This window comes from Paenibacillus sp. Pae15, assembly GCF_024519685.1.
Lineage (GTDB): Bacteria > Bacillota > Bacilli > Paenibacillales > NBRC-103111 > Paenibacillus_G > Paenibacillus_G naphthalenovorans.
Genome location: NZ_JALJRM010000009.1, coordinates 77,896 through 97,186 on the forward strand (window position 1 = coordinate 77,896; position 19,291 = coordinate 97,186).

Consider the following 19,291-nt stretch of genomic DNA (forward strand, 5'->3'; position numbering starts at 1 on the left):
AAGTCAAGGCAGGCACTGTATCACCTTTTTAACAGAATTTTATTTTGATGTCCGCATATCCCCAAGTTTCCGGATGGTCATTCATATCATTACATCCATGATCAATACATATTTTATTAGCGTTGATCAAGTCTCAATTCAGATAGTTGACGAATAAAGTGATCAAATTTAGATATAACTCCATACTGATTTAATTGTTCATTTTTCGCTACCGCATTTCTTGCCAGTCGATTGTCTTCTTTAACCTGATCCATATTCCACACTTCATGAATAGAGGCTGTGATTATTCTAGGATTACTTTTTTTCTTTATTAATAGTGCTTTTTGCGACAACCCGAACCTTTTATCCGCCAACAGATTTTTTTCTACCGAAATTAACCAACTGGCGCACAAATTTTTCGTTTCATCGGATAAGTCCTTACTGGAAAAAACGGCTTGAATATAATCAAACATCTCTTTGACTATTTGGCCATTATCTTTTAGCATTTTCCTGTCAAAAGGATAATTCATAAAGAAGGATACGGGTAGAACACTCACTATTTCTAGCCCAGCACTATCCAATACGTTGTTAACATAAGATATATCTCTAATTACTACATGGGGAGATTCGCTTTGAGTCCCGATCATGGAGATGGGATCGAAAAGCACAGCGTAACCTGTATTTTTTAAGCTCGAGGAAATATTGCTAATAGCGCTTCTATACTTCTCTTCATCTGTTAAATGCAATAAAACATCGGCGGCAAATACCAAATCATACCGGTTCGTTTCATAATTGGCCGCAATGGATATATCTCCTTCGATAAATTCGAATTGATCGTATTTTTTTTCAAGTTCGATGATTGACTTTTTCGCGATATCGATGGCTTTATAATATCCAGGCTTTTGGGTTGCAAAAAATTGTGTAAACATGCCAATCCCCGGACCCAATTCCAAAACAGACGCATTCTTGAAGTTATCGAAAATTTGGTTAAAGAGATAATTCAATATATCCAGTCTGATCTGATACATATATCGATTGTAAATCTCCCCCAAACCCAGATAACCAACACCCTCTACGTTGAACCTTTGATTTAATCTATTGTTCCAATAAGCCGCATAATCAAATTTGCCGACTTTCGTATTCTTTTGAGTTTGGAGCAATGCGGCAATCGCGCTCATCTGTTGATCAAAAGTATAGCGGGACTTAATAAAATCGCGATATTGCTTGGAGTCATATTGTTCATTAACTACCATCTCCATTCCATCATCGATGGTGTTCCATATAAATTTGGAGTCATATATATTTCTTGCGCCGACAAAGTTATGTACAAGGGGCTTTATTCCTTTTGCCATGGCTTCCATGACGGATAAATTCTGGCTTTCCAACAAACTGGTAGAGACGATATAATGTTTATCTTCCAACCATTGATTGATATCTTTAACCCATCCATCGAATATAATATTATGCTGCAAACCGAGTTCGTTTATCATTTGCCGGAAATATAACGCATACCGCGGCTCCTGAAATTCTCCTGCGATAAACAGCTTGTACCGATTATCGGATGTATACAGCTTATGAAAAAAATGAAGCAGCAATACAGGACCCTTCTTATAATTGATAAATCCCGCATAAGCTATATTAAATCCGGCTTGTCTTTCTTTAAATTCAAATTTACTCAAATCTATCCCGCTTGGAATTACACAAGTCTGTTCCTGTTTCAGTTGACCAACTTGTTCCAAAACAAATTGTTTAATATGCTCAGCTACAAAGATCACGTGATCTACACTAGCCCAATTCACTTGCTTCGGGTAGTTCGTGAAAGCTTCATAACTGTGCAGCCTGCATATGATTTTCTTATCCTGGGCCATCTGAAGCTTGCTTCCGTAAATGATAAGCTCATCACACCATTCAAACCAGCATATATCGGCCCACTTCATGCCATCGTCAATTTGCGGATAATGCGTCACAACAATCTTCTTCGTCCGATACTCGGCGGATAATTGATGTATAATATCATTAATAAAATTATCCATCTTTTCCTTGACAAAAAAAACAAGCTTTTTCTTATCTCGTATGTTCGGGTCAAGCTCCTTCAATTGAGTCATTTTACTTCTAATCTCTTGTTCTTGACCGGCAGGAAGCAGCTGATTTAAATCGCAATAGATATCATATGCGGATTGATAATCCTGCTGCTGTTCATACCAATAGGCTTGATTATAAAGTAAATCCGTATGATAAGGATCTATATCCAGTCCTTTCATTAATACCGTTTTTGCGTCAGTCCATTTACCCTCCACCATCAGCACAATTGCTTTCATTGAAAGCAATTCGGCATCCTCCGGCACTAATTCCTCACATTTATCGATGGCTTGGCTGGCCGTTTCAAGCTCCCCAAGATGAATAAGCTCTTCTATTTTTGATTTCATCAACTTAACTTTTTCGAGTAACTCTTTGCTATTATCGCTCATTTATGTCCCCTCTTTACTCTATAACAGTCAAAATCCTTTGTTCCATAAATGGCTTTAGCATTTCTGCAACGTAAGGGTATGCCTCAGCAGCTTCTTTATAGTAATGTGACGCGTATTTTATACTGCCTTTTGCTTTAGCCTCTTCGGCAAGGTGCATCAAAATAAAAAACTTATCTTCAGCGCTGTCTATCGTTTTATATACTAAACGGATTGGCGTCAGTTGATATAAATAAGTAATATATTGAATCCCGCGTTCGGTATATAAGTTAAATATGTCGTGATATTCGCTGTCTATTACGGATTTTTCTTTCTTAGAGCGCTCGATTGCCGTTAATAAGATGACGTTGGCAACGGCGCAATACACCCGATTGCTTTGGTAATCATTAGGCCTGATTTTTTCACCTTTTAAATACTGCATAAAATAATCTTGGGCTTCGTCAAACTTATCCAGCAGCATCTTAACATACAACTTTATATATCCGTTCTCCAATGACTTAAAATAAGAAATCACAGGCAAGCCGCGCTTTATGGCATACCGATAAATTTCAAAGTACGGAAAAACAGGCAGTTTACTCATCATATTGCTGACAAGAAAATCTTTAATTAAACGGGGATCATCCGTTAGCCTAATTTGGTTTAGTTGGCCATAGGGCCCTTCCTCTTTAGAAAATACGCTTGCTATTAATAATTTCTCTTCGGCATCCTTTAAAGCCGCTGCCGCAATCTCCAACTGGTGGATAAAATACGCTGCCACTGAGTTATTCTCAATGGATTTATAGAACTGGTATAACTCCTCATATCTTTGAAGCTTTAACATGACATTAATAACAAGATCAACTTTATGGGTACTTTCTTCTATTAAATCTATATATTCAACTGCTTCCGCATCATTTTCGTTTTCCATTAAAGCTCTGGCTAATTTATAGGCAGCAACGGATTTCGACGTTTCATCTACCGTATACAGCTCGAGAATAGACAGTTTGGATAATCCTTTTTGGTTATATTCTTGATGAAGCTTCAAAAATGTTTTGAATGTCTCAATCGCTTGGTCTATTTCCTGCTGCGCGAGCAGCGCATCGGCCAAGTAGAAATATAAATCTATGTATTGAGGCGTTAGCGAAATACCTTCTTTCGCTATTCTTACCGTTTCATCAAATATTTTGCAAACATAACTCATTCGGGCATGTTCGCCGATAACATAATAATTGCGGGCCACGATCTCTTTACCGTGTTTCTTTAGCAGAGCATAGCTTTTCCTTATTTGCAATAATGCTTCCCTATAATCTTTATGCATAAAATAAGTTCTGGCTAATTGAAACCGGTAATAAATATGATCCGGATCTTTCTCCAATTCTTTCAGCAGTAAGGAGCTTGTTCTCTTGAATTTCTTTTCCATCAATTCCGGATCATCATTATTATAGCCGTAATGCCTAATATAAATATCGGCGTGCATGGCTGGATTCTCATACTTCGGTTGATTATGAATGGAGCCCTCGTACCGAAATTTCCCTGTATTTCTAAACAACCGTTCCGATATGTGCACAACGTATTTATCACGAGCTTCAGTCAGAAAGTTTTTTCCCAATACCCGTATCGTGTTATACTCGTTAACGGTCTCGGACTGCAGTAATGCCACAAGCTTCTCCGGGTCCTCTAATTCCTCATCAGCGTCCAGAATAAAAATCCATTCACCTGTAGCGTAGGCGATCGATTTATTTCTCATGTCGGAGAAATGATGATTCCATTCATGATAATATACTTTGCTGGTATATGCTTGGGCAATTTCAACCGTCTTATCGGTAGATCCCGTATCTACGATAATCAATTCAGCAGACAAGGCTTCGAGCAAAGGAACAACGCTGTCAAGACATCGTTTTAGATTGTTCTCTTCGTTTTTGACGATCATGCAGATGCTTAGAGTTGGCTTTTTAGTCATTAGTTAAGTTTTCACTCCAGTATTCGAATAATGGGTGCAGTTCAAATGTTAACAAATCGGCTGTCAACAGATAATCTTTTGCCTGGTACGCCTGAAACAGCATATTCAATTTTTCGTTGCACTCCTCTATATTCACTGCACTCACGTTTGTTTTGAGCAGATCCGCAGCTTCAACCAATACCGCGATATCCTCCATTAAATATACCATCTTTTCATTGGCCCGCTCGTCGTTCCCGCTTTGGTAACATTCCGCAACGGTTTGCATGCGGGCACAAATATTTTTTATCAGCTCGTTTGCTGTAGCCTTCAATTCGTTGATTTGCGCTATCACTCATTATCCCCTCTTAATTTAGGAAAAGCCGACTATACAGTCGGCTTTTCTCACATTTTTTATACCATTTGATTTACCGGTTATTATCTCAAAAGCTGCAATACGCCTTGAGGAGTTTGGTTAGCTTGCGCAAGCATTGCTTGAGCAGCTTGAGTCAAGATGTTGTTCTTCGTGAAGTCCATCATTTCCTTCGCCATATCTACGTCGCGGATACGGGATTCTGCAGCAGTAAGGTTCTCGGAAGATGCACCCAGGTTGTTGATGGAATGTTCCAGGCGGTTTTGGAACGCACCCAGCTTGGAACGTTGAGAAGATACATCGTCCAGCGCTTTTTGAATCGCAGAGATTGAAGCTTCGGCCGCACCCTTGGTATCGATTTTAATACCGTTAACGTTCAGTGCAGCTGCGCCCATGTCCTCGATAGAAACGTTCATCGTTTGCGAGGAGTTCGCACCGATTTGGAAGGTCAACGAGGTATCCGTGTTGTCAACAATAGCCGCTCTTTGTGTAAAGGTAGCTTCGTCTCCAATGTTGGCTGTTGTCAATCCGCCGATGGTTACGCTAGCTTGTCCGATCGTTACCGTACCGCCAGCAGCACCGATTTGCAAGCTGCTTGCATTACCTTGATGATCTGTAAAGGTAACAGTAAAGGTAGTAGCGGAAGTGTTTGCGGATCCGATTCTAATGTTGTAAGACAGGTCGTTTGTGATCGTACCAGCGTTCGTGATTCCTGTAAATACTGCAGAGTTCGAGACCTCATCGAATTTAGCAACTTGTGCTGCATTATTCGTACCGCTCAGGTTACCGTTCAACAGCTTCTGCGTATTGAACTCCGTCGTGTTAGCGATACGATCAAGCTCTTTAACCAGCTGATCCACTTCTTTTTGCAGTTCCTTACGGTCTGCATCCGTGTTCGTATCGTTGGACGATTGAACGGCAAGCTCACGCATACGCTGCAGGATGCTGTGAGTTTCATTCAAAGCACCTTCAGCCGTTTGAATCAAAGAAATACCATCTTGAGCGTTACGCTGTGCTTGGTCCAAACCGCGGATTTGTCCGCGCATTTTTTCGGAGATGGCCAAACCAGCCGCGTCGTCGCCGGCACGGTTGATGCGAAGACCGGAGGACAATTTTTCTAAAGATTTACCAACTGCACTGTTGTTTCCAGACAATTGACGGTGTGTATTTAATGCTGCAATGTTGTGATTAATTCTCATTTTTTTCTTCCTCCCTGAAGGTTCGTTTTCCCACATCCATGTGGTTTTCAACTATTCGTAGGTCGGCCGCCCTATGAATCGTTCTTATTATTATTATCGTAATTCATCGATACGTACTGTAGGTGTAATTTCGATCAATTAGATGGGTATTGGCCATTTTCAGGGATAAAACCGGCCTTTTTTCTCAAAATATCGCTATATTTCTTTAATTTACGACGAATTTCTATTTTTATTTCGCTTCTCCTTAATCAAAGCGTTTAAATCCTTGAGATTCACAGCTATATTGGACGCTTCACGGTTGGATTCCTGTATCGACAAATAAACCTCTTTTCTGTATACCTCGACATTTTGGGGAGCTTTAATGCCTATTTTAATCGTTTCCCCTTCTACTCCCAGTACAACCAACTCCACCTGATCCCCGATCATAATCGATTCGCCCTTCTTGCGGGTAAGTACTAGCATGACGGCTCACCATCCATTTGTGACGGAACGGTATTCGCCGCCGAGTCTACAAGCCTGTGCTTTGTTTTATAGGGGGTATTGTGAAGGATCACTTGTTTGCCGATTTTTGTCGCCATGTTAATAATGACAGGGGCAAGAAGATTTATCGTTATATTTTCAATATCGCTGGAGACGGTAATAATGGACCAAATCATCAGATCTTTGGCATCCTTGATTCCCAGCTCTTCTTCCACGCTTTCCGGCAGCTGAAATTCGTAGCTTGGATAGAACAAGAATGGATTCGTAATGACAAACGATAAATTATGATTGTCTACGGACTGCATAAATGAAAAAGGCTCATCCGCCTCGGATTGCAAAATCACATATTGCCGATATTCTTCAAAACCGGGCAAGCCTTGAGGAAAGGTGATGATATGATCTTCCTCCACGACAATTTGCCCGAATTGCAAAGTACTTACCATCATCTATTGATCACCCCTTTATGGAAATAAGAAAAGCTCCTGCCGGAGCTTTGCGAAAAATATATCAATAACTACAGACTTTTTAACCTGTAGTTTCTTGCCTATATTTTCAGATCAATTTGCGGAGGTGTAATTTCTACCTTTGGATATTGCAGCATGTAGATGTCCAGCTTTCCTCGAGAAACGTTCAGCTCCGGCCGGTTCACCTGTACATTAACTTCTACAAGGCCATCAGTCACTTCGATCCTCGGTTTGTTTGCAGTATAGTGAATATCCACATTATCATACGCCGCCGGCCCCACAAAATTAAACTCAAAACGTTCGAAAAAAAGCTGCTGCGCATTATCGGCTATAGGATTCCCACCTGCTGCGATGTTGCCGAGACGGTTGCCTTGCTCTACGATTCTCGCGATCCCTTGCAGCGCTACATTCTTGGCCTCCGAATAAATCCGGTTCATCGTCTCAAGATGGCCTCCTCTGTTCAGCGCATCCCATGCCTTGCTCTGGTCGATTTGCAGATCTCCGCGCGGAGATTCGATTTGCAGCTTCGGCGGTACCCGCTTCATCTCGTAGGTCGCCTTCGGCTGCTTTTGTTCGAGCGTTGCGTGGTCGGCATCAATACCCAGCTGCGCAAACTGTTGATGAATGGAGATGGAGGGGAAAGAGACCATCTTCTATACCGACCTCCTAGCGTAAAAAGTCGACTAAGCTAGGTTGAATAATTTTGGCTCCCGCCGAAAGAGCAGCCTGATATACATTCTCACCCATTTTTAAGTTTGTAATCACCTCAGCCATATCCGCATCCTCTGTTTTGGACTGCAGGCTTTGTAAATTGGTGCTCATATCGACCAATCTTCCTTGAATGAGTTCAATCCGGTTCATTCTGGCTCCGACCTCTGAACGCATCTCAAGAATCTTGTTCATTCTTGTATCAATTTTGTCAATAGCATTACTAACCCCGGCGTGATTATTATTGGCAAGATCGGTGATCATATCGTTCAAAATGAGGAACACATTATCGGGATCCGTAGGTAGACCAAAAGCATCAGCCCCGGTAATATTAACAGGCAGCTTAATGCCAGGTCCCATTTCAAATTGCAAAAGCCCGTAATCCGTCGTTTCTGTCGCTGCCCCTGCTTCGGTATAGGGCTTAATATCAGTGAGTTGACCATTAAACACATATTTCCCCTTAAACTTGCTGTTCCCGATATCGACCATCTGCTTATACATTTCTTCGATTTCGGTTTTCATGGCTTCCATAGCTGTATCCGGATTGGTAGCATTGGCGCCTTTAACAGCCAATTCCCTTACACGCTGCAGCACATCTCCGGCTTGTCCCAGCATCGTGTCCGTAAAATCCAGGGTCGAAGCGCCTGCGTCCACATTTCTTTGAAATTGATCGGTTGCCGAAAGCTCACTCCGATATCTTAATGAAAATGTGATTCCCACGGGGTCATCGGATGGAGCATTGATCTTGCGAGCGGTGGACAACTGATTCTCCAAATGACTCAATCGGCCCAGATTCGTAGAAACGTTCCTCAGCAATTGTGAACTGATCATGCCTTGCGTTACTCTTAACGGCATTATTCCCCCTCCTTTTCATCTATTATCTGCCAACGACACCCATGCCGTTAATTACTTTGTCTAACGTTTCATCAAAAGTGGTCATCGCTCTGGCCGCGGCGTTGTATGCATGCTGAAACTTAATCATGTTGGACATTTCTTCATCCAACGATACGCCGCTCACCGATTGTCTTCTGGATTCCACTTGATCTACAAGAATTTTCTGGTTGGTCGCTTGACGTTGGGCCTCTTTGGTTTGTACGCCAACCTGACCGACAACCGAACGAAAATAATCGTCTACTGTTGCCATAGATGCATTGGCTCCTGTTCCAAAACTAAACTTGGCATCCCTCACCTGAGACAACAAAAGAGCCGCCGTATTGTTTCCGATCACGACTTTTTCATTCGCTCCCGTGCCTATTGTACGCATAGAAGTGGCAATAAGATTGGGGTTATCGACGATCGCCGAATTCACCTTAAATGTCGCAGCCGTTACCGGTTGTCCGGAGTTTTCATCAAAGAAAGGCACCCCGAAAGATGGATTTCCCAGATTATATCCGAGCTTGTGCAAACCGTTAAAGCCGTTCACTTCGACGGTCAGATCGCTGGTCAATGTCCTGTTACTGCCTGAATAGGTGACCCCGTTCAACACGGTCCCCTCGGGCAAAACCGAGTCCTTAGGAATCGTTACGGTGATTTTCCCATTCACCAAAGTATTCGCAATCGTATCCAGCTCCGATATATAGCTTGCCACATATTGATCTCTCGAAACAATCATGCCATATACTTCACCGCCGTTAAGGTCACCGGAGGCAAACGCCTGATTTAAGATATCGCTTGTCATCACAGACGGGGTACCGCCTGCAACAATGGCTGTATTTCCCATCGTGATGGTGTAACCTTGATCCGTATCCACTACTTGGATATTCACAATTTTAGACAACTCATCGGTCAACAAATCCCTTTGGTCTCTAAGATCGTTAGCGTTATCACCTATTCCCTCTACGCGCTGAATTTCTTTATTCAGGTTAGATATAGTAGAAGCAATCGTGTTAATTTGGCTTACTTTTACATTAATGTTCTCTGTCAGATCAGCGCTCAAGTCGTTTAATTGCTTGCTTGTGGCATTAAAGGCATCCGCAAGAGCCAATGCATTCTCGCGGACAATCTTTCGTCCATCCGTGTTTTCCGGATCTTTGCTGAGATCGGACCACGCTTTCCAAAAGTTATCAATCACTGTTCGAATACCGGTATCCGAAGGTTCGTTAATGATTTTTTCAAGCTTCTCTAATGTATCTTGTCGGACGGACCAACTGCCAAAGGATTTATTTTCATTTCTGAATTGATTGTCCAAAAAATTTTCACGAATTCTCGTGATGGAGCCGAATTCAACCCCTGTGCCTAATTGACCGGGAACATTCGATCGTGTCATGCCTACGGCTTCAATTGGTCTTGATGCATTCATATTCACAACCTGCCTAGAGTAACCTGCAGTGTTGGCATTGGCTATGTTGTGTCCTGTCGTCTGTAAAGCAGCCTGCTGCGTAAACAATGAGCGTTTCGCAGTCTCCAGTCCATGGAAAGTTGATCTCATAGGAATACACTCCCGTTCTATGCCTTCGTATCAAACAACCGATTCGGCTTCATACTTGAACTCAATTGCTGGTGCGGGTTATGATAAATCACTTCATCATCAGATGAACCGGCAAGCAGGTCAAGAGAGTAATTAATATATTTTAAAGAATGCTCGGTAAGCTGTTGATTGAACTGATTCAGCTCCCGCAGCTTGCGGATGGTTGCCAAGAGCTGCTTTTGCTCATCCATCAGCTGCTTTTTTTCGTCCATATTAAAAATAATCTTCGTCAAGTCGCTGACGGTCACCCGGGGATTAGGCTTATACCCTTTCTCCATGAGAAAGGCTCCGGTTGCTTCCAGACGCTGCTGGTCCAATTCCCCGATCCGCTTCAACAGCTTGTTTTCTTTGTTCACAATTTGCATCAATTGTTCCACTTCGTTATGGATAATTACATGCTTCTTCCGCTCTGCAAGATCCAACAAGGTGTTATGAACATCATTCAGCTCCGCCATCGTTTGCAACAGGGCTTCCAAAGACATGGCTCTCCACTCCAACTAGAATTTCAAAAAAGGAAATATTTTTTCAGCCAGCGTATGGGCATCGACATGATACGAACCCGCTTTCACCGACTTTTTCAATTCGTCAAGTCTTTCCCGATCTGCCGGTTTCGCCCCGGAACTTTCAAGCAGCTCCTTGGCTTCGGTAGAAATTTCCACATGATCTTTCATCTTGCTCTTTTTCCCGGATGCCGCCGCTTGTATATGTTCCTGGTTCTTCTTGTATTGGTTCACCGGACTAACCTGATTCGTCCCATTAATTTTCATCTTGTTCACCTCGACTGACAGCAATAGTAAGCCCACCGATTCCTGTATTACTACTTTTATCGGTGGGCTGTTTTTAAAAGTTTAGATGGAATTCATTTATTTTGTCGATCTTCAAGCCTGTCCCTAATTTTAAATGCAGCATTCCTTTGCTGCTGCTCCTCCCGAATTTTCTTTCGTTCCTCATCTTCGTGAAGGTGATCAAAGTCCTTCACCAAGCGTGTTCGGCAGTTATCACATATATTGTTGCTGCGAATCGGCGCTCCGCAAATATCGCAGTCATAGGTCATATTGGGATTGTTTTTGATGGAAATACGGCCTTCACGGATAAACTTGACGATCTGTTTGATGTCTACGCCCGTTGCGTCACTAAGCTCTTGAATCGTGCATGTCCGGTTCTCCCGAAGGAATTGTAAACATTTTTCATATTCCGCTTCCAGACTCTTAATGCAGTTTGGACACATGCCGTAGTTATTCTTGACATAAACTTTACCACACCTACTGCAGTTTGCCACATTGAGACTCATGTTACCCCCCGCTCCTTTCGGCCCATATCTACGTTTAGTTTATCTCAAAGAATACGACAATGCACTCCTTTTTTTGACAAATGTGAGAATTTTCATGCCATTTTTACCTTGCCCAACTGACCCCATACACGTGAACCGGTAAAATAGTCCTGATCGTTCGGGCGCATTCGTTGAAGGTACTTCCGGTCGTATACACATCGTCCACAAGGTAAAGACGTACTCGCCCCTTCCGGCATGCCGAAGCAATAGGAGCGATTTGAGAAAGATCAGGTACAAACACCCCCGCCATATCGTCAAGCCGATCGGCTCTGGCTTTGAAGCTTTGCTTGTCGGTGTGGCGGGCTCTGGTCAGCAGAGAAATGACCGGTATACCGGTCAATCTCCCAAGCTCCCTGGCCATTTGCTCTGCTTGATTAAATCCCCGTTCGGCGTATCTTTGTGCGCTCAAAGGAACGTAAGTGATCCATTCGGCCGCATCGGACCGGGCTTTGCCCTTGTGATGCAAATGATAAGCGTGCAGCAGCATGGGGCCGAGTACCCTCGCAAGCGATTCTTTCCCCCGATACTTATAAAGGGCCAGCCATTCCTTCATATGTTCGTCATAACGAACAACACTGCGGTTTTGGGTAAAGTATGTAGATTTGCGCCGCGGACAGTCCGGGCATTCCACGTGCCGGCCGCACCGGTCACATCGTACGGCATGTATCCAGGGTATAAGTTCATAGCAGCGCCGGCAGACAGGTAGGCGTATTGTCCCGCTCCCTCTTCTTCCTCCACACACCAGGCAGGACGATAATCTGGGCGCAAGCAGCGTCTCCGTCTGGCTGATAATGCGGATGAGCCACTCGGTCACCTCACCGATCTTTAACAACCGCAGTCCCTCCTTAAGCATCAATATACCCTTTTTTGAGGGCAAGAACGTTCATATCCACGATTTGCTTCACAGCCTGGGATTGTGAGCGTGTCTTTTCTTTAGCGGCGAATACGACCAGCCCCTTGGGGTCTTGAGCGGACCTACCTGCCCTTCCGGCCATTTGGACGAGCGCAGCAGCATCAAAAACAGGCGAGTCCGCATCCAAAATAAACACATCCGACTTTGGTATCGTAACCCCCCGTTCCAAAATCGTCGTCGTTACCAGCATGCGAATCTTCGCGGCTCGAAAATCCGTTACTTTGCCTGCGCGGTCAGCATCCTTGGAGGACGTGCCCTGTATGTTCACATCAAGGAAAGCCCGGCGCAGCAGCTCCTTGAACGGCTCGACCATCGCAATGTTCGGCACGAATACGAAAATTTGAGCGCCACGATCGAGCGAAGCCTGCAGCTTTTGCTTTAGTTTTCCAGGCAGTATGCCCTGCCGAAGCGTTTGCCTCAAGCCCGGGCATCCCATTAGGAAAGGAACCGGAAGAGGATGCCGATGATACCTTGCGGCTACGCGGGCATGCGGCAGCGTGCCCTTCTTAACCGCCCGCTGCAGCTCTGCCGGCGGTGTCGCCGACAGCAGGATATACGCACCGCCCGGTGCGCAGACCTGCTCCGCGGCATACTGCAGCTGCGGGTTATTGTGGTAGGGGAATGCATCCAGTTCATCCACGATCACCAGCTCGAAGGCACGGTGAAACCGCATCAATTGGTGCGTCGTCGCCAACGTCAGCTCCCCCTGCTCCCACCGCTGCTCGCTCCCCCCGTAAAGCGTAACCACCTTGACCGACGGAAAAGCTTTCTCCAGCCGCGGCTTCAGCTCCAGTACCACGTCACGTCTTGGAGTTGCGACCACTACTTTTCCGCCGCATGCCAGCGTATATTGGATCATCGGAAAAATCATTTCCGTCTTCCCCGCTCCCGTAACCGCCCAAATTAAAAATTTTTTTGTCGGTCCTTCATTCTTATTTTTCCTTGAAAGGGGTTTATTTGCTTTCAAAAAATCCAACGCCAAGCCCGATGCTTCCTTCTGAACCTCGCTTAATCCCCAACGACTCAATATAGCCTGCCTATCCGGTTCCTGTGCCCACTCTTCCTTCTCTTGCGATTCATTCAAAGTCTCTGTGCGAATCAAAGGCGTACAGTATCGTACTCGCCCCATCGTCAAGCACGTTTCACAGTATGGGCAAGGGCCTTGGCAATACGGGCAATCCGTCCATACGATCGAAACCGGCACTTCTCCGTCGGCCCTTGGTCCGGGTCCCTTTCTCTTCGGATACCGCCGAGCCCCCTCGCTTCCGCATCGCCTGCACCGCCATTTTGATGAACTATCCAGCAAGAACTTCAGCACCCCGCCGGATTTTCGCTTCTCCACACCGGATTCGAGCACAATTCGTCCCTGAAGCCAAGCGCTCTGCAGCAAGTAACCGACTGCTTCTGCCCATTGCGGTTCGCCCTGGTTCTGCATCAATGCCTTGAACTCCTCCAAAAGCAAAAAACGTCCCTTCAGCAAAAACGACATCGTTGCGAGCACCCGCTCCATCTCGGTATTACCGTCAATAGAAGAACGCTCAAACATGGAAGGCTTCCATTCCCGCAGCCGCCACTCCCGCAGCTTTTCCCTTGCCATTCCGATCTCTCTGCCGCCGCTGCGCAATGTCTCCATCAGCTTTCCCTCTGCCGAACTCAGCGAAATATGATGTACCAGCTCCATAGCTTGTCCAAACGATAAGGCCGGCTCCAGCACACGAAGCTTGAATCGGCTGCCGTACAATCGGAACCAATGGTCTCGGTCGGCCCGAATATCCAAAGAAACGTGCCAAGAACAGCCTTTGGGAGAAAGCAAAACGTAGACCAAAGCCATCATGAATCGTCAATCCCCATTTCCATCCCTTATAAATACCTGTAAGCGTTTCCTAAATGATCATTGTGGTTAAGCCGGACAACAATCATCTGCTCATCCCGATGCTTCAGAACCCATTCATCCCAGTCCATTTCCGCTATCGTCCAGATGTTCAAATGATGCTCCAATCTTAACCGCTCGGCGATAGCCAATGTATCATCAGTCGATCCTTCATCAACAATGGTGACGGCGATGGTTCTGCCTTTGATCCAAGAGAAAAAGTGCAGCGAACGAAGATACCATTCCATCTGAAGCTGATTATTATATGTTCGCAGAACATAATGCGCAACCGGTTCAGTCCCCCGCCGTTTCCAGTGCCAATGCAGCAAATGGACGAGTAAGATCCCCCCAGCATAACAACCCATAATCCAAACCAAGCCTAACATCATAACGGCTTCCCTCCCTTAAGAGCATTATATGCTGCCCAAGAGAAGTTGGTTCCTTGCCCGAACCAAAGGCTATGATGAGCCTGGTGCGACGATTATAACGTAACCCAGCCGTTCTTTATGGCGACGATGACAGCCTGAGTACGATCGTCAACCTCCATTTTTTGCAAAATGCTGCTGACATGGTTTTTTACGGTCTTTTCACTGATGTAGAGGAACTCCCCAATCATCTTGTTGCTCTTGCCTTCAGCCATCAATCGCAGCACTTCGGCTTCCCTGCGCGTCAATGGGCTGTTATCCATATGTACATACTTCACATCGGCTTCTTTGGTTGAACCGGAAGCGGCAACCCCCTGCTCGTCCAGATATGTCATGCGGCGCAGTTGATTAATCAGCTTGCCGGTTACCTTCGGATGAATGTAAGCATGTCCCGCAACGACCGAACGAATGGCGTTAATTAACGATTCAGCCTCCATGTCCTTCAGCAAATAGCCGGATGCTCCTTTGCGCAGTGTTTCAAATACATAGCTCTCATCGTCATGAATGGATAAAATTATCACCTTGATGTCTGGAAAAATATCTTTAAGCTTCTCCGTGGCCATCACGCCGTTCTCGACCGGCATATTGATATCCATCAACACGATATCCGGATGGAGTGTGTTGCACAGTTCAAGCACCTGAATACCGTCACCGCATTCGCCGACGACCTCCAGATCGTTCTCCATGTTCAAAATGCGTTTTACGCCTTCGCGAAATAATTGATGGTCGTCCGCGAGAACGAGCTTTATGGGGCGTTTGCCGCTGGCCATAATGTCCATTTGGTTAATCCTCCTTGGAATCAGACTTGATCGGTATGACCATGGATATTTTCGTTCCCACTCCAACGGTAGAATGGATGTCCAATCTTCCTTCGAGCAGTTCCACGCGTTCCCGCATACCCATCAGTCCGTAATGACTTCCGTCTGTGATTTTCTTTTCGATATTATCTGTAATAAACCCGACCCCGTTATCGGTGATCGTGAGCTTGATCATTTGCTGCTGGAACGTCAGCTCCAGCGAGACGAATGAAGCTGCAGCGTGCTTATGCACATTGGAGAACGCTTCTTGAACCAAACGGTATACCGCAACCTCCATCCCTGAAGGCAGGCGGACTTCTTTGCCGATCAGTTCAAATTTCGTTCGGATTTTCGATTTTTCTTCATAATCTTGGACAAATTTCCTTAATGTCGGTACTAAACCAAGATCGTCGAGCGCCATGGGACGGAGATTGAAGATGATCTTACGGACCTCTTCGATCCCGCTCCTGACACTAACTTTCAAATCGTCTAATTCATTCTTAACGGCATTATAGGCCTGTTTGGCCAGCATTCGTTCGGTAATCTCCGTCCGAAGTACCATATTCGCCAAATTCTGTGCCAGACCGTCATGGATTTCCCGCGCAATACGCTTACGTTCCTCTTCCTGGGCCAAAATGATTTTAAGGCCCAGGAGCTGCCGATTTTTGGCAGACTCCAAGAGCCGCGTAACTTGATTCAAATCCCCGGTCAAATATTCCAGCACGACACCGAATTGGGAAACAAGCGCTTCCGCGCGTTCAAGCTGCTTATCCAAGTTCTTCAGACGTTTCTGCAGATCGTCCCTCCGCAGTTTCAAATGCAGCTCTTTTTCCCTATGGATGGCCAATTGCGCTTGAAGCTGTGTAGCCGCTTCATAAGCCATACGGATGTCTTCTTCATTGAAACGCTTGAAATCCCGGCTCACTTCAGTCAAACGCACACGAGAACGACGGTATTCCACTTCGAAGCGGTCTACCGTATCGATCGTTCTCGCGGTTTCTTCGAATACGATTTGCAGCTCTTTATTCAGCGCTTCGCGTTCTGCCCGGACGCTTTCACAGATCTCGTAAATTTGGTATTTGCTGTTCTCCATGACATCAATGGCATTCTTGATGACACGGTCAAAAACATCGACAGACATCCGGACAAAGCTCCTTCGCCATTTTTCTCAATAGCATTAGCAATATAGTACCATAATTTTGAAATATTGTGAGAGCTATTAGTACTAATTATTGCAGGGTCACTTGTCGGGTCTGCGGATCCCATGTCACTTTCCAGCCCAAATTCTCCGATAAGATGCGCAGCGGCACCATCGTCAAATTGTTCATGATGACCGGCGGCACTTCTGCCGTAACTCTTTGGCCATTCACGATCAGGTCTGGATTATCGATCCACAGATCAATCATTTTGCCGCCGCGAATGACGGTGACCTTGCGCTCCGTATCGTCCCACCGTACGGTTCCGCCAAGAGCGTCCGTCACAAAACGAATTGGGATCAAGGTATTGCCTTTTTCAATGACTGGGGCTTGCTCCAGCATCATTCTTTTCCCGTTAACGGTCACATCTTTTTTATTGATCGTCAGGCTAATCGAATTGAACGATGGTTTCGCCAAACCGCCTCTGTACGTAAACGTGATATCATCAATCCCGATGGCGCTTTTGGCAAGGCGCTCATCCTGACCGATCTCCTCATTGACGATATAAATGCTCTTCACCCGGATAGGATAGCTTATTGGGTATTCCGACAGATCGGCAGTCACCTGCTTCCATCCCTTCCAGTTGATGCTGCGTGCCAAATCGACCAAATGAACCTTACCTGCATTATCCAGTATCTCCGCACGCAACCAGTTCAGGCTTTCGTCACCGTTGACTTTTACCTTCATATATTGAGGCTGCCCCTCGATCACAATACCGGTATTCATGGCTGCATAAGCCCATTTATTGCCTGTGCCTTGCGTAAAGTCGTAATTCAACTCCAGATACTTGTTTCCCGTTTCACTCAGCTTGATGGATACTCCAGCCTTAACCTCCTGAGGCTTCACTTCAGACGTCGTCATGACTGCAAAATTATCCAGATCATACCAAACTTTATCAACCCCTGCAGGGATGACAGTCATAGTGCTGTAGCCATCATACTTCGCTATGAGCTGGGCACCGGTGCTTCCGGCCAGGCTGTTCACTTTTAATGTTCCGTTGGCCAGCTCCCCTTGTATACCGAGCACTTCCCATTGGATCAGCTGCGGCGGGATTTCTCTGCTTTTTCCAGTTAAGGTTGTCGCAATAACCGGAGGCAGTTTAACGGACTCTCCCTCGGTTAGCGTCATGTTATCGGCCTTAATGCTCATGCTCTTCAATTGGTTTCTTCCTACGACTTCAATATTAGCCGTCGATTGCCCTTTACCGCTTACGGCCGTCACTTTGGCCACTCCCGGTTTTGTTGCGGTGAATACATTTTCTTTGAATGTACCGCTATTGTCCGCGACACTCCATTGAGCCGGCAGTTTGGAGGTTTCTACAGGATTATAATAGATATCATAGGCCTTATAGCCTAACGCTGCCTGCTCGCCCACGAACATGAAGCTCGGGGCTTGAATGAAGATCTCTTTCACCTCACCTTGCGGAGCGGTAGAGTACACCCCTACGCCGTTGACAACGCGCCGCTGGGCGCCGGTTTCCGTTTTATTCACGAGGACAGGTTCAAATTCCCCTAGCGGGCGTGCAGCCATCTGTGTCGACCCGCCGCCGTCCAGATTTAGTCCTTTCCATACCCCCACCTTAATCATAAACTGCTGCAGCTCCTGCATGCTTAGCCCTTTGCTGTCGCCGTAATTATCGACGGTAATCAGATAGGCCGTTTTCATATCCTGCGAATACCCGATCGCCGTACGCGAACGATTGCAGCAAAGACTTGCGACTTCACGCGAGAAGGCCGCCGGCTTCCCCTCGTCCACCATAATCGTGTGGCCGCCAATCATCATTTTAAACGTACTCACATCATAATTTTTGTTCGGATCCTGTGCCAGCACTTGATAATCGGCTTTCAACGGATCTCCTTCTTTGAGGTGCGTAACGACAAAATCGGCCGCTTTGCCCGAGGCACGCAGAATATAACCATCCTCAGGAGCAATCATCCGGATAATGCCGTTAACGGCGATTTGTTTAATGATGCCATTCTGGACCAAGACCTCCGTCGGTACGGTTACTCCATCATTGGAGCGGTCTATCTGCCCCCATGCATTGGTATACATAAACATGCCGTCGATATGACTGTGTTCCTTGCTCGGCTCGAACCAATAGTATGTTTTATTGATGCCCCCGAGCGGATAGGAAGCTCCGTCTTTGGCAATAATCGATCCTTTAAAAGTAAATAAGTCCACAATCGGCTTGTTGTTCTTGTCCAAGGCAAAAGAATAAAATCCCGGCAGGTAAGGCGGAGTAGCCATCAGCTGCCCATTGGAAATCTGAGGGCCCATGGGCACGCCTTCAGCCTGTGTATTATAAAAGTCACCATTGATCCCGGCGACCGCCTTCGTTTCCTTCGTCATTCCCAGTACCGTTTGTTTCTTCGTAAACTGATTTCCCGTACCCGTCATCACATCTAATTTCACGTTCGGATTCGTCAAATCAACTTCTATCACATTTCCATTGACTTGAACTTCTTTATTGTTCCGCATAGATTTCCATACATATTTCTTCAACACAGCACCAGACGTCAAAATTTCCTGGCTCAGCATCGTCACGGTCGGTTCATTCGCCGCATAAGCCGCATTCCCGCCTGTTCCCGGCCAAGACGACAGCAGCAGCGACGCTGCAAGGACAACACACGACAACTTTCGCCATTTCTTTTGCAAACTCACTCTTTTGTTCTCCTCTCTCGTTTCCACTCTCCTTTATCTTAGACTCTAT

At 45.5% G+C, this 19,291-nt stretch carries 18 protein-coding genes; all 18 read right to left on the minus strand.

Translation table 11 applies throughout. The annotated features are described in order from the left end of the window. Nucleotides 1–116: 116 nt before the first annotated feature. Complete coding sequence (locus NR121_RS09870; RefSeq protein WP_171005990.1) at nt 117–2,447, minus strand: glycosyltransferase; 2,331 nt, start codon at nt 2,445–2,447, stop codon at nt 117–119. A 13-nt stretch (nt 2,448–2,460) separates the two neighbouring features. Further along, a complete protein-coding gene (locus NR121_RS09875; protein WP_137670891.1) occupies nt 2,461–4,383 on the minus strand; it encodes a tetratricopeptide repeat-containing glycosyltransferase family 2 protein in 1,923 nt (640 codons plus the stop codon). Then, nucleotides 4,376–4,714: a hypothetical protein gene (locus NR121_RS09880; RefSeq protein WP_062410137.1), complete on the minus strand. Its 339-nt coding sequence runs from the start codon at nt 4,712–4,714 to the stop codon at nt 4,376–4,378. The genes NR121_RS09875 and NR121_RS09880 overlap by 8 nt, the downstream gene beginning before the upstream one ends. A gap of 83 nt (nt 4,715–4,797) precedes the next feature. Further along, complete coding sequence (locus tag NR121_RS09885) at nt 4,798–5,931, minus strand: flagellin N-terminal helical domain-containing protein (protein ID WP_054817671.1); 1,134 nt, start codon at nt 5,929–5,931, stop codon at nt 4,798–4,800. A gap of 210 nt (nt 5,932–6,141) precedes the next feature. After that, nucleotides 6,142–6,393 carry a carbon storage regulator CsrA gene (gene csrA / locus NR121_RS09890; RefSeq protein WP_074729011.1) on the minus strand — a complete coding sequence of 84 codons (252 nt, stop codon included), beginning with the start codon at nt 6,391–6,393 and terminating at the stop codon, nt 6,142–6,144. Continuing rightward, nucleotides 6,387–6,857, minus strand: a complete 471-nt coding sequence (fliW, locus tag NR121_RS09895) for a flagellar assembly protein FliW (RefSeq protein WP_062410140.1) — start codon at nt 6,855–6,857, stop codon at nt 6,387–6,389. Before fliW ends, csrA begins: the two co-directional genes overlap by 7 nt. A gap of 98 nt (nt 6,858–6,955) precedes the next feature. Continuing rightward, the gene (locus tag NR121_RS09900; protein WP_054817673.1) at nt 6,956–7,525 is read right to left on the minus strand and encodes a DUF6470 family protein; all 570 of its coding nucleotides are present in this window, start codon (nt 7,523–7,525) and stop codon (nt 6,956–6,958) included. Nucleotides 7,526–7,541: 16 nt separating this feature from the next. Then, entirely contained in the window at nt 7,542–8,438 is an 897-nt protein-coding gene (gene flgL / locus NR121_RS09905) for a flagellar hook-associated protein FlgL (protein ID WP_062410141.1), read from the minus strand. A gap of 22 nt (nt 8,439–8,460) precedes the next feature. Further along, nucleotides 8,461–10,011, minus strand: coding sequence for a flagellar hook-associated protein FlgK (gene flgK, locus NR121_RS09910; RefSeq protein ID WP_054817674.1), 1,551 nt, complete (start codon nt 10,009–10,011; stop codon nt 8,461–8,463). Nucleotides 10,012–10,028: 17 nt separating this feature from the next. Then, on the minus strand, nt 10,029–10,532 hold the full coding sequence (locus NR121_RS09915; RefSeq protein WP_062410142.1) for a flagellar protein FlgN: 504 nt from the start codon (nt 10,530–10,532) through the stop codon (nt 10,029–10,031). A gap of 15 nt (nt 10,533–10,547) precedes the next feature. Then, nucleotides 10,548–10,817 (minus strand): flagellar biosynthesis anti-sigma factor FlgM, encoded by a 270-nt coding sequence (gene flgM / locus NR121_RS09920; protein ID WP_074730204.1) that lies wholly within the window; start codon nt 10,815–10,817, stop codon nt 10,548–10,550. Nucleotides 10,818–10,909: 92 nt separating this feature from the next. After that, nucleotides 10,910–11,341, minus strand: a complete 432-nt coding sequence (locus NR121_RS09925; protein WP_054817675.1) for a hypothetical protein — start codon at nt 11,339–11,341, stop codon at nt 10,910–10,912. A 103-nt stretch (nt 11,342–11,444) separates the two neighbouring features. Continuing rightward, nucleotides 11,445–12,212, minus strand: coding sequence for a ComFC family protein (locus NR121_RS09930; RefSeq protein ID WP_256831145.1), 768 nt, complete (start codon nt 12,210–12,212; stop codon nt 11,445–11,447). 13 nt (nt 12,213–12,225) lie between these two features. Next, on the minus strand, nt 12,226–14,127 hold the full coding sequence (locus NR121_RS09935) for an ATP-dependent helicase ComFA (RefSeq protein ID WP_256831146.1): 1,902 nt from the start codon (nt 14,125–14,127) through the stop codon (nt 12,226–12,228). Between the two features lie 26 nt (nt 14,128–14,153). Then, nucleotides 14,154–14,552 (minus strand): hypothetical protein, encoded by a 399-nt coding sequence (locus NR121_RS09940; protein WP_054817677.1) that lies wholly within the window; start codon nt 14,550–14,552, stop codon nt 14,154–14,156. Nucleotides 14,553–14,644: 92 nt separating this feature from the next. Continuing rightward, the gene (locus tag NR121_RS09945; RefSeq protein WP_062410145.1) at nt 14,645–15,367 is read right to left on the minus strand and encodes a response regulator; all 723 of its coding nucleotides are present in this window, start codon (nt 15,365–15,367) and stop codon (nt 14,645–14,647) included. 4 nt (nt 15,368–15,371) lie between these two features. Continuing rightward, a complete protein-coding gene (locus NR121_RS09950) occupies nt 15,372–16,526 on the minus strand; it encodes a sensor histidine kinase (protein ID WP_054817678.1) in 1,155 nt (384 codons plus the stop codon). 88 nt (nt 16,527–16,614) lie between these two features. Beyond that, nucleotides 16,615–19,242 carry a stalk domain-containing protein gene (locus NR121_RS09955; protein ID WP_256831147.1) on the minus strand — a complete coding sequence of 876 codons (2,628 nt, stop codon included), beginning with the start codon at nt 19,240–19,242 and terminating at the stop codon, nt 16,615–16,617. Between the last annotated feature and the right edge of the window lie 49 nt (nt 19,243–19,291).

Coding starts and splice junctions, on each gene's coding strand:
- NR121_RS09915 (WP_062410142.1), bottom strand. CDS start 10,532: ATGTCTTTGGAAGCCCTGTTGCAAACGATGGCGGAGCTGAATGATGTT.
- NR121_RS09940 (WP_054817677.1), bottom strand. CDS start 14,552: ATGATGTTAGGCTTGGTTTGGATTATGGGTTGTTATGCTGGGGGGATC.
- NR121_RS09950 (WP_054817678.1), bottom strand. CDS start 16,526: ATGTCTGTCGATGTTTTTGACCGTGTCATCAAGAATGCCATTGATGTC.
- flgK (WP_054817674.1), bottom strand. CDS start 10,011: ATGAGATCAACTTTCCATGGACTGGAGACTGCGAAACGCTCATTGTTT.
- NR121_RS09870 (WP_171005990.1), bottom strand. CDS start 2,447: ATGAGCGATAATAGCAAAGAGTTACTCGAAAAAGTTAAGTTGATGAAA.
- NR121_RS09945 (WP_062410145.1), bottom strand. CDS start 15,367: ATGGACATTATGGCCAGCGGCAAACGCCCCATAAAGCTCGTTCTCGCG.
- NR121_RS09935 (WP_256831146.1), bottom strand. CDS start 14,127: ATGATGGCTTTGGTCTACGTTTTGCTTTCTCCCAAAGGCTGTTCTTGG.
- csrA (WP_074729011.1), bottom strand. CDS start 6,393: ATGCTAGTACTTACCCGCAAGAAGGGCGAATCGATTATGATCGGGGAT.
- flgL (WP_062410141.1), bottom strand. CDS start 8,438: ATGCCGTTAAGAGTAACGCAAGGCATGATCAGTTCACAATTGCTGAGG.
- NR121_RS09900 (WP_054817673.1), bottom strand. CDS start 7,525: ATGGTCTCTTTCCCCTCCATCTCCATTCATCAACAGTTTGCGCAGCTG.
- NR121_RS09875 (WP_137670891.1), bottom strand. CDS start 4,383: ATGACTAAAAAGCCAACTCTAAGCATCTGCATGATCGTCAAAAACGAA.
- NR121_RS09885 (WP_054817671.1), bottom strand. CDS start 5,931: ATGAGAATTAATCACAACATTGCAGCATTAAATACACACCGTCAATTG.
- NR121_RS09925 (WP_054817675.1), bottom strand. CDS start 11,341: ATGAGTCTCAATGTGGCAAACTGCAGTAGGTGTGGTAAAGTTTATGTC.
- flgM (WP_074730204.1), bottom strand. CDS start 10,817: ATGAAAATTAATGGGACGAATCAGGTTAGTCCGGTGAACCAATACAAG.
- fliW (WP_062410140.1), bottom strand. CDS start 6,857: ATGATGGTAAGTACTTTGCAATTCGGGCAAATTGTCGTGGAGGAAGAT.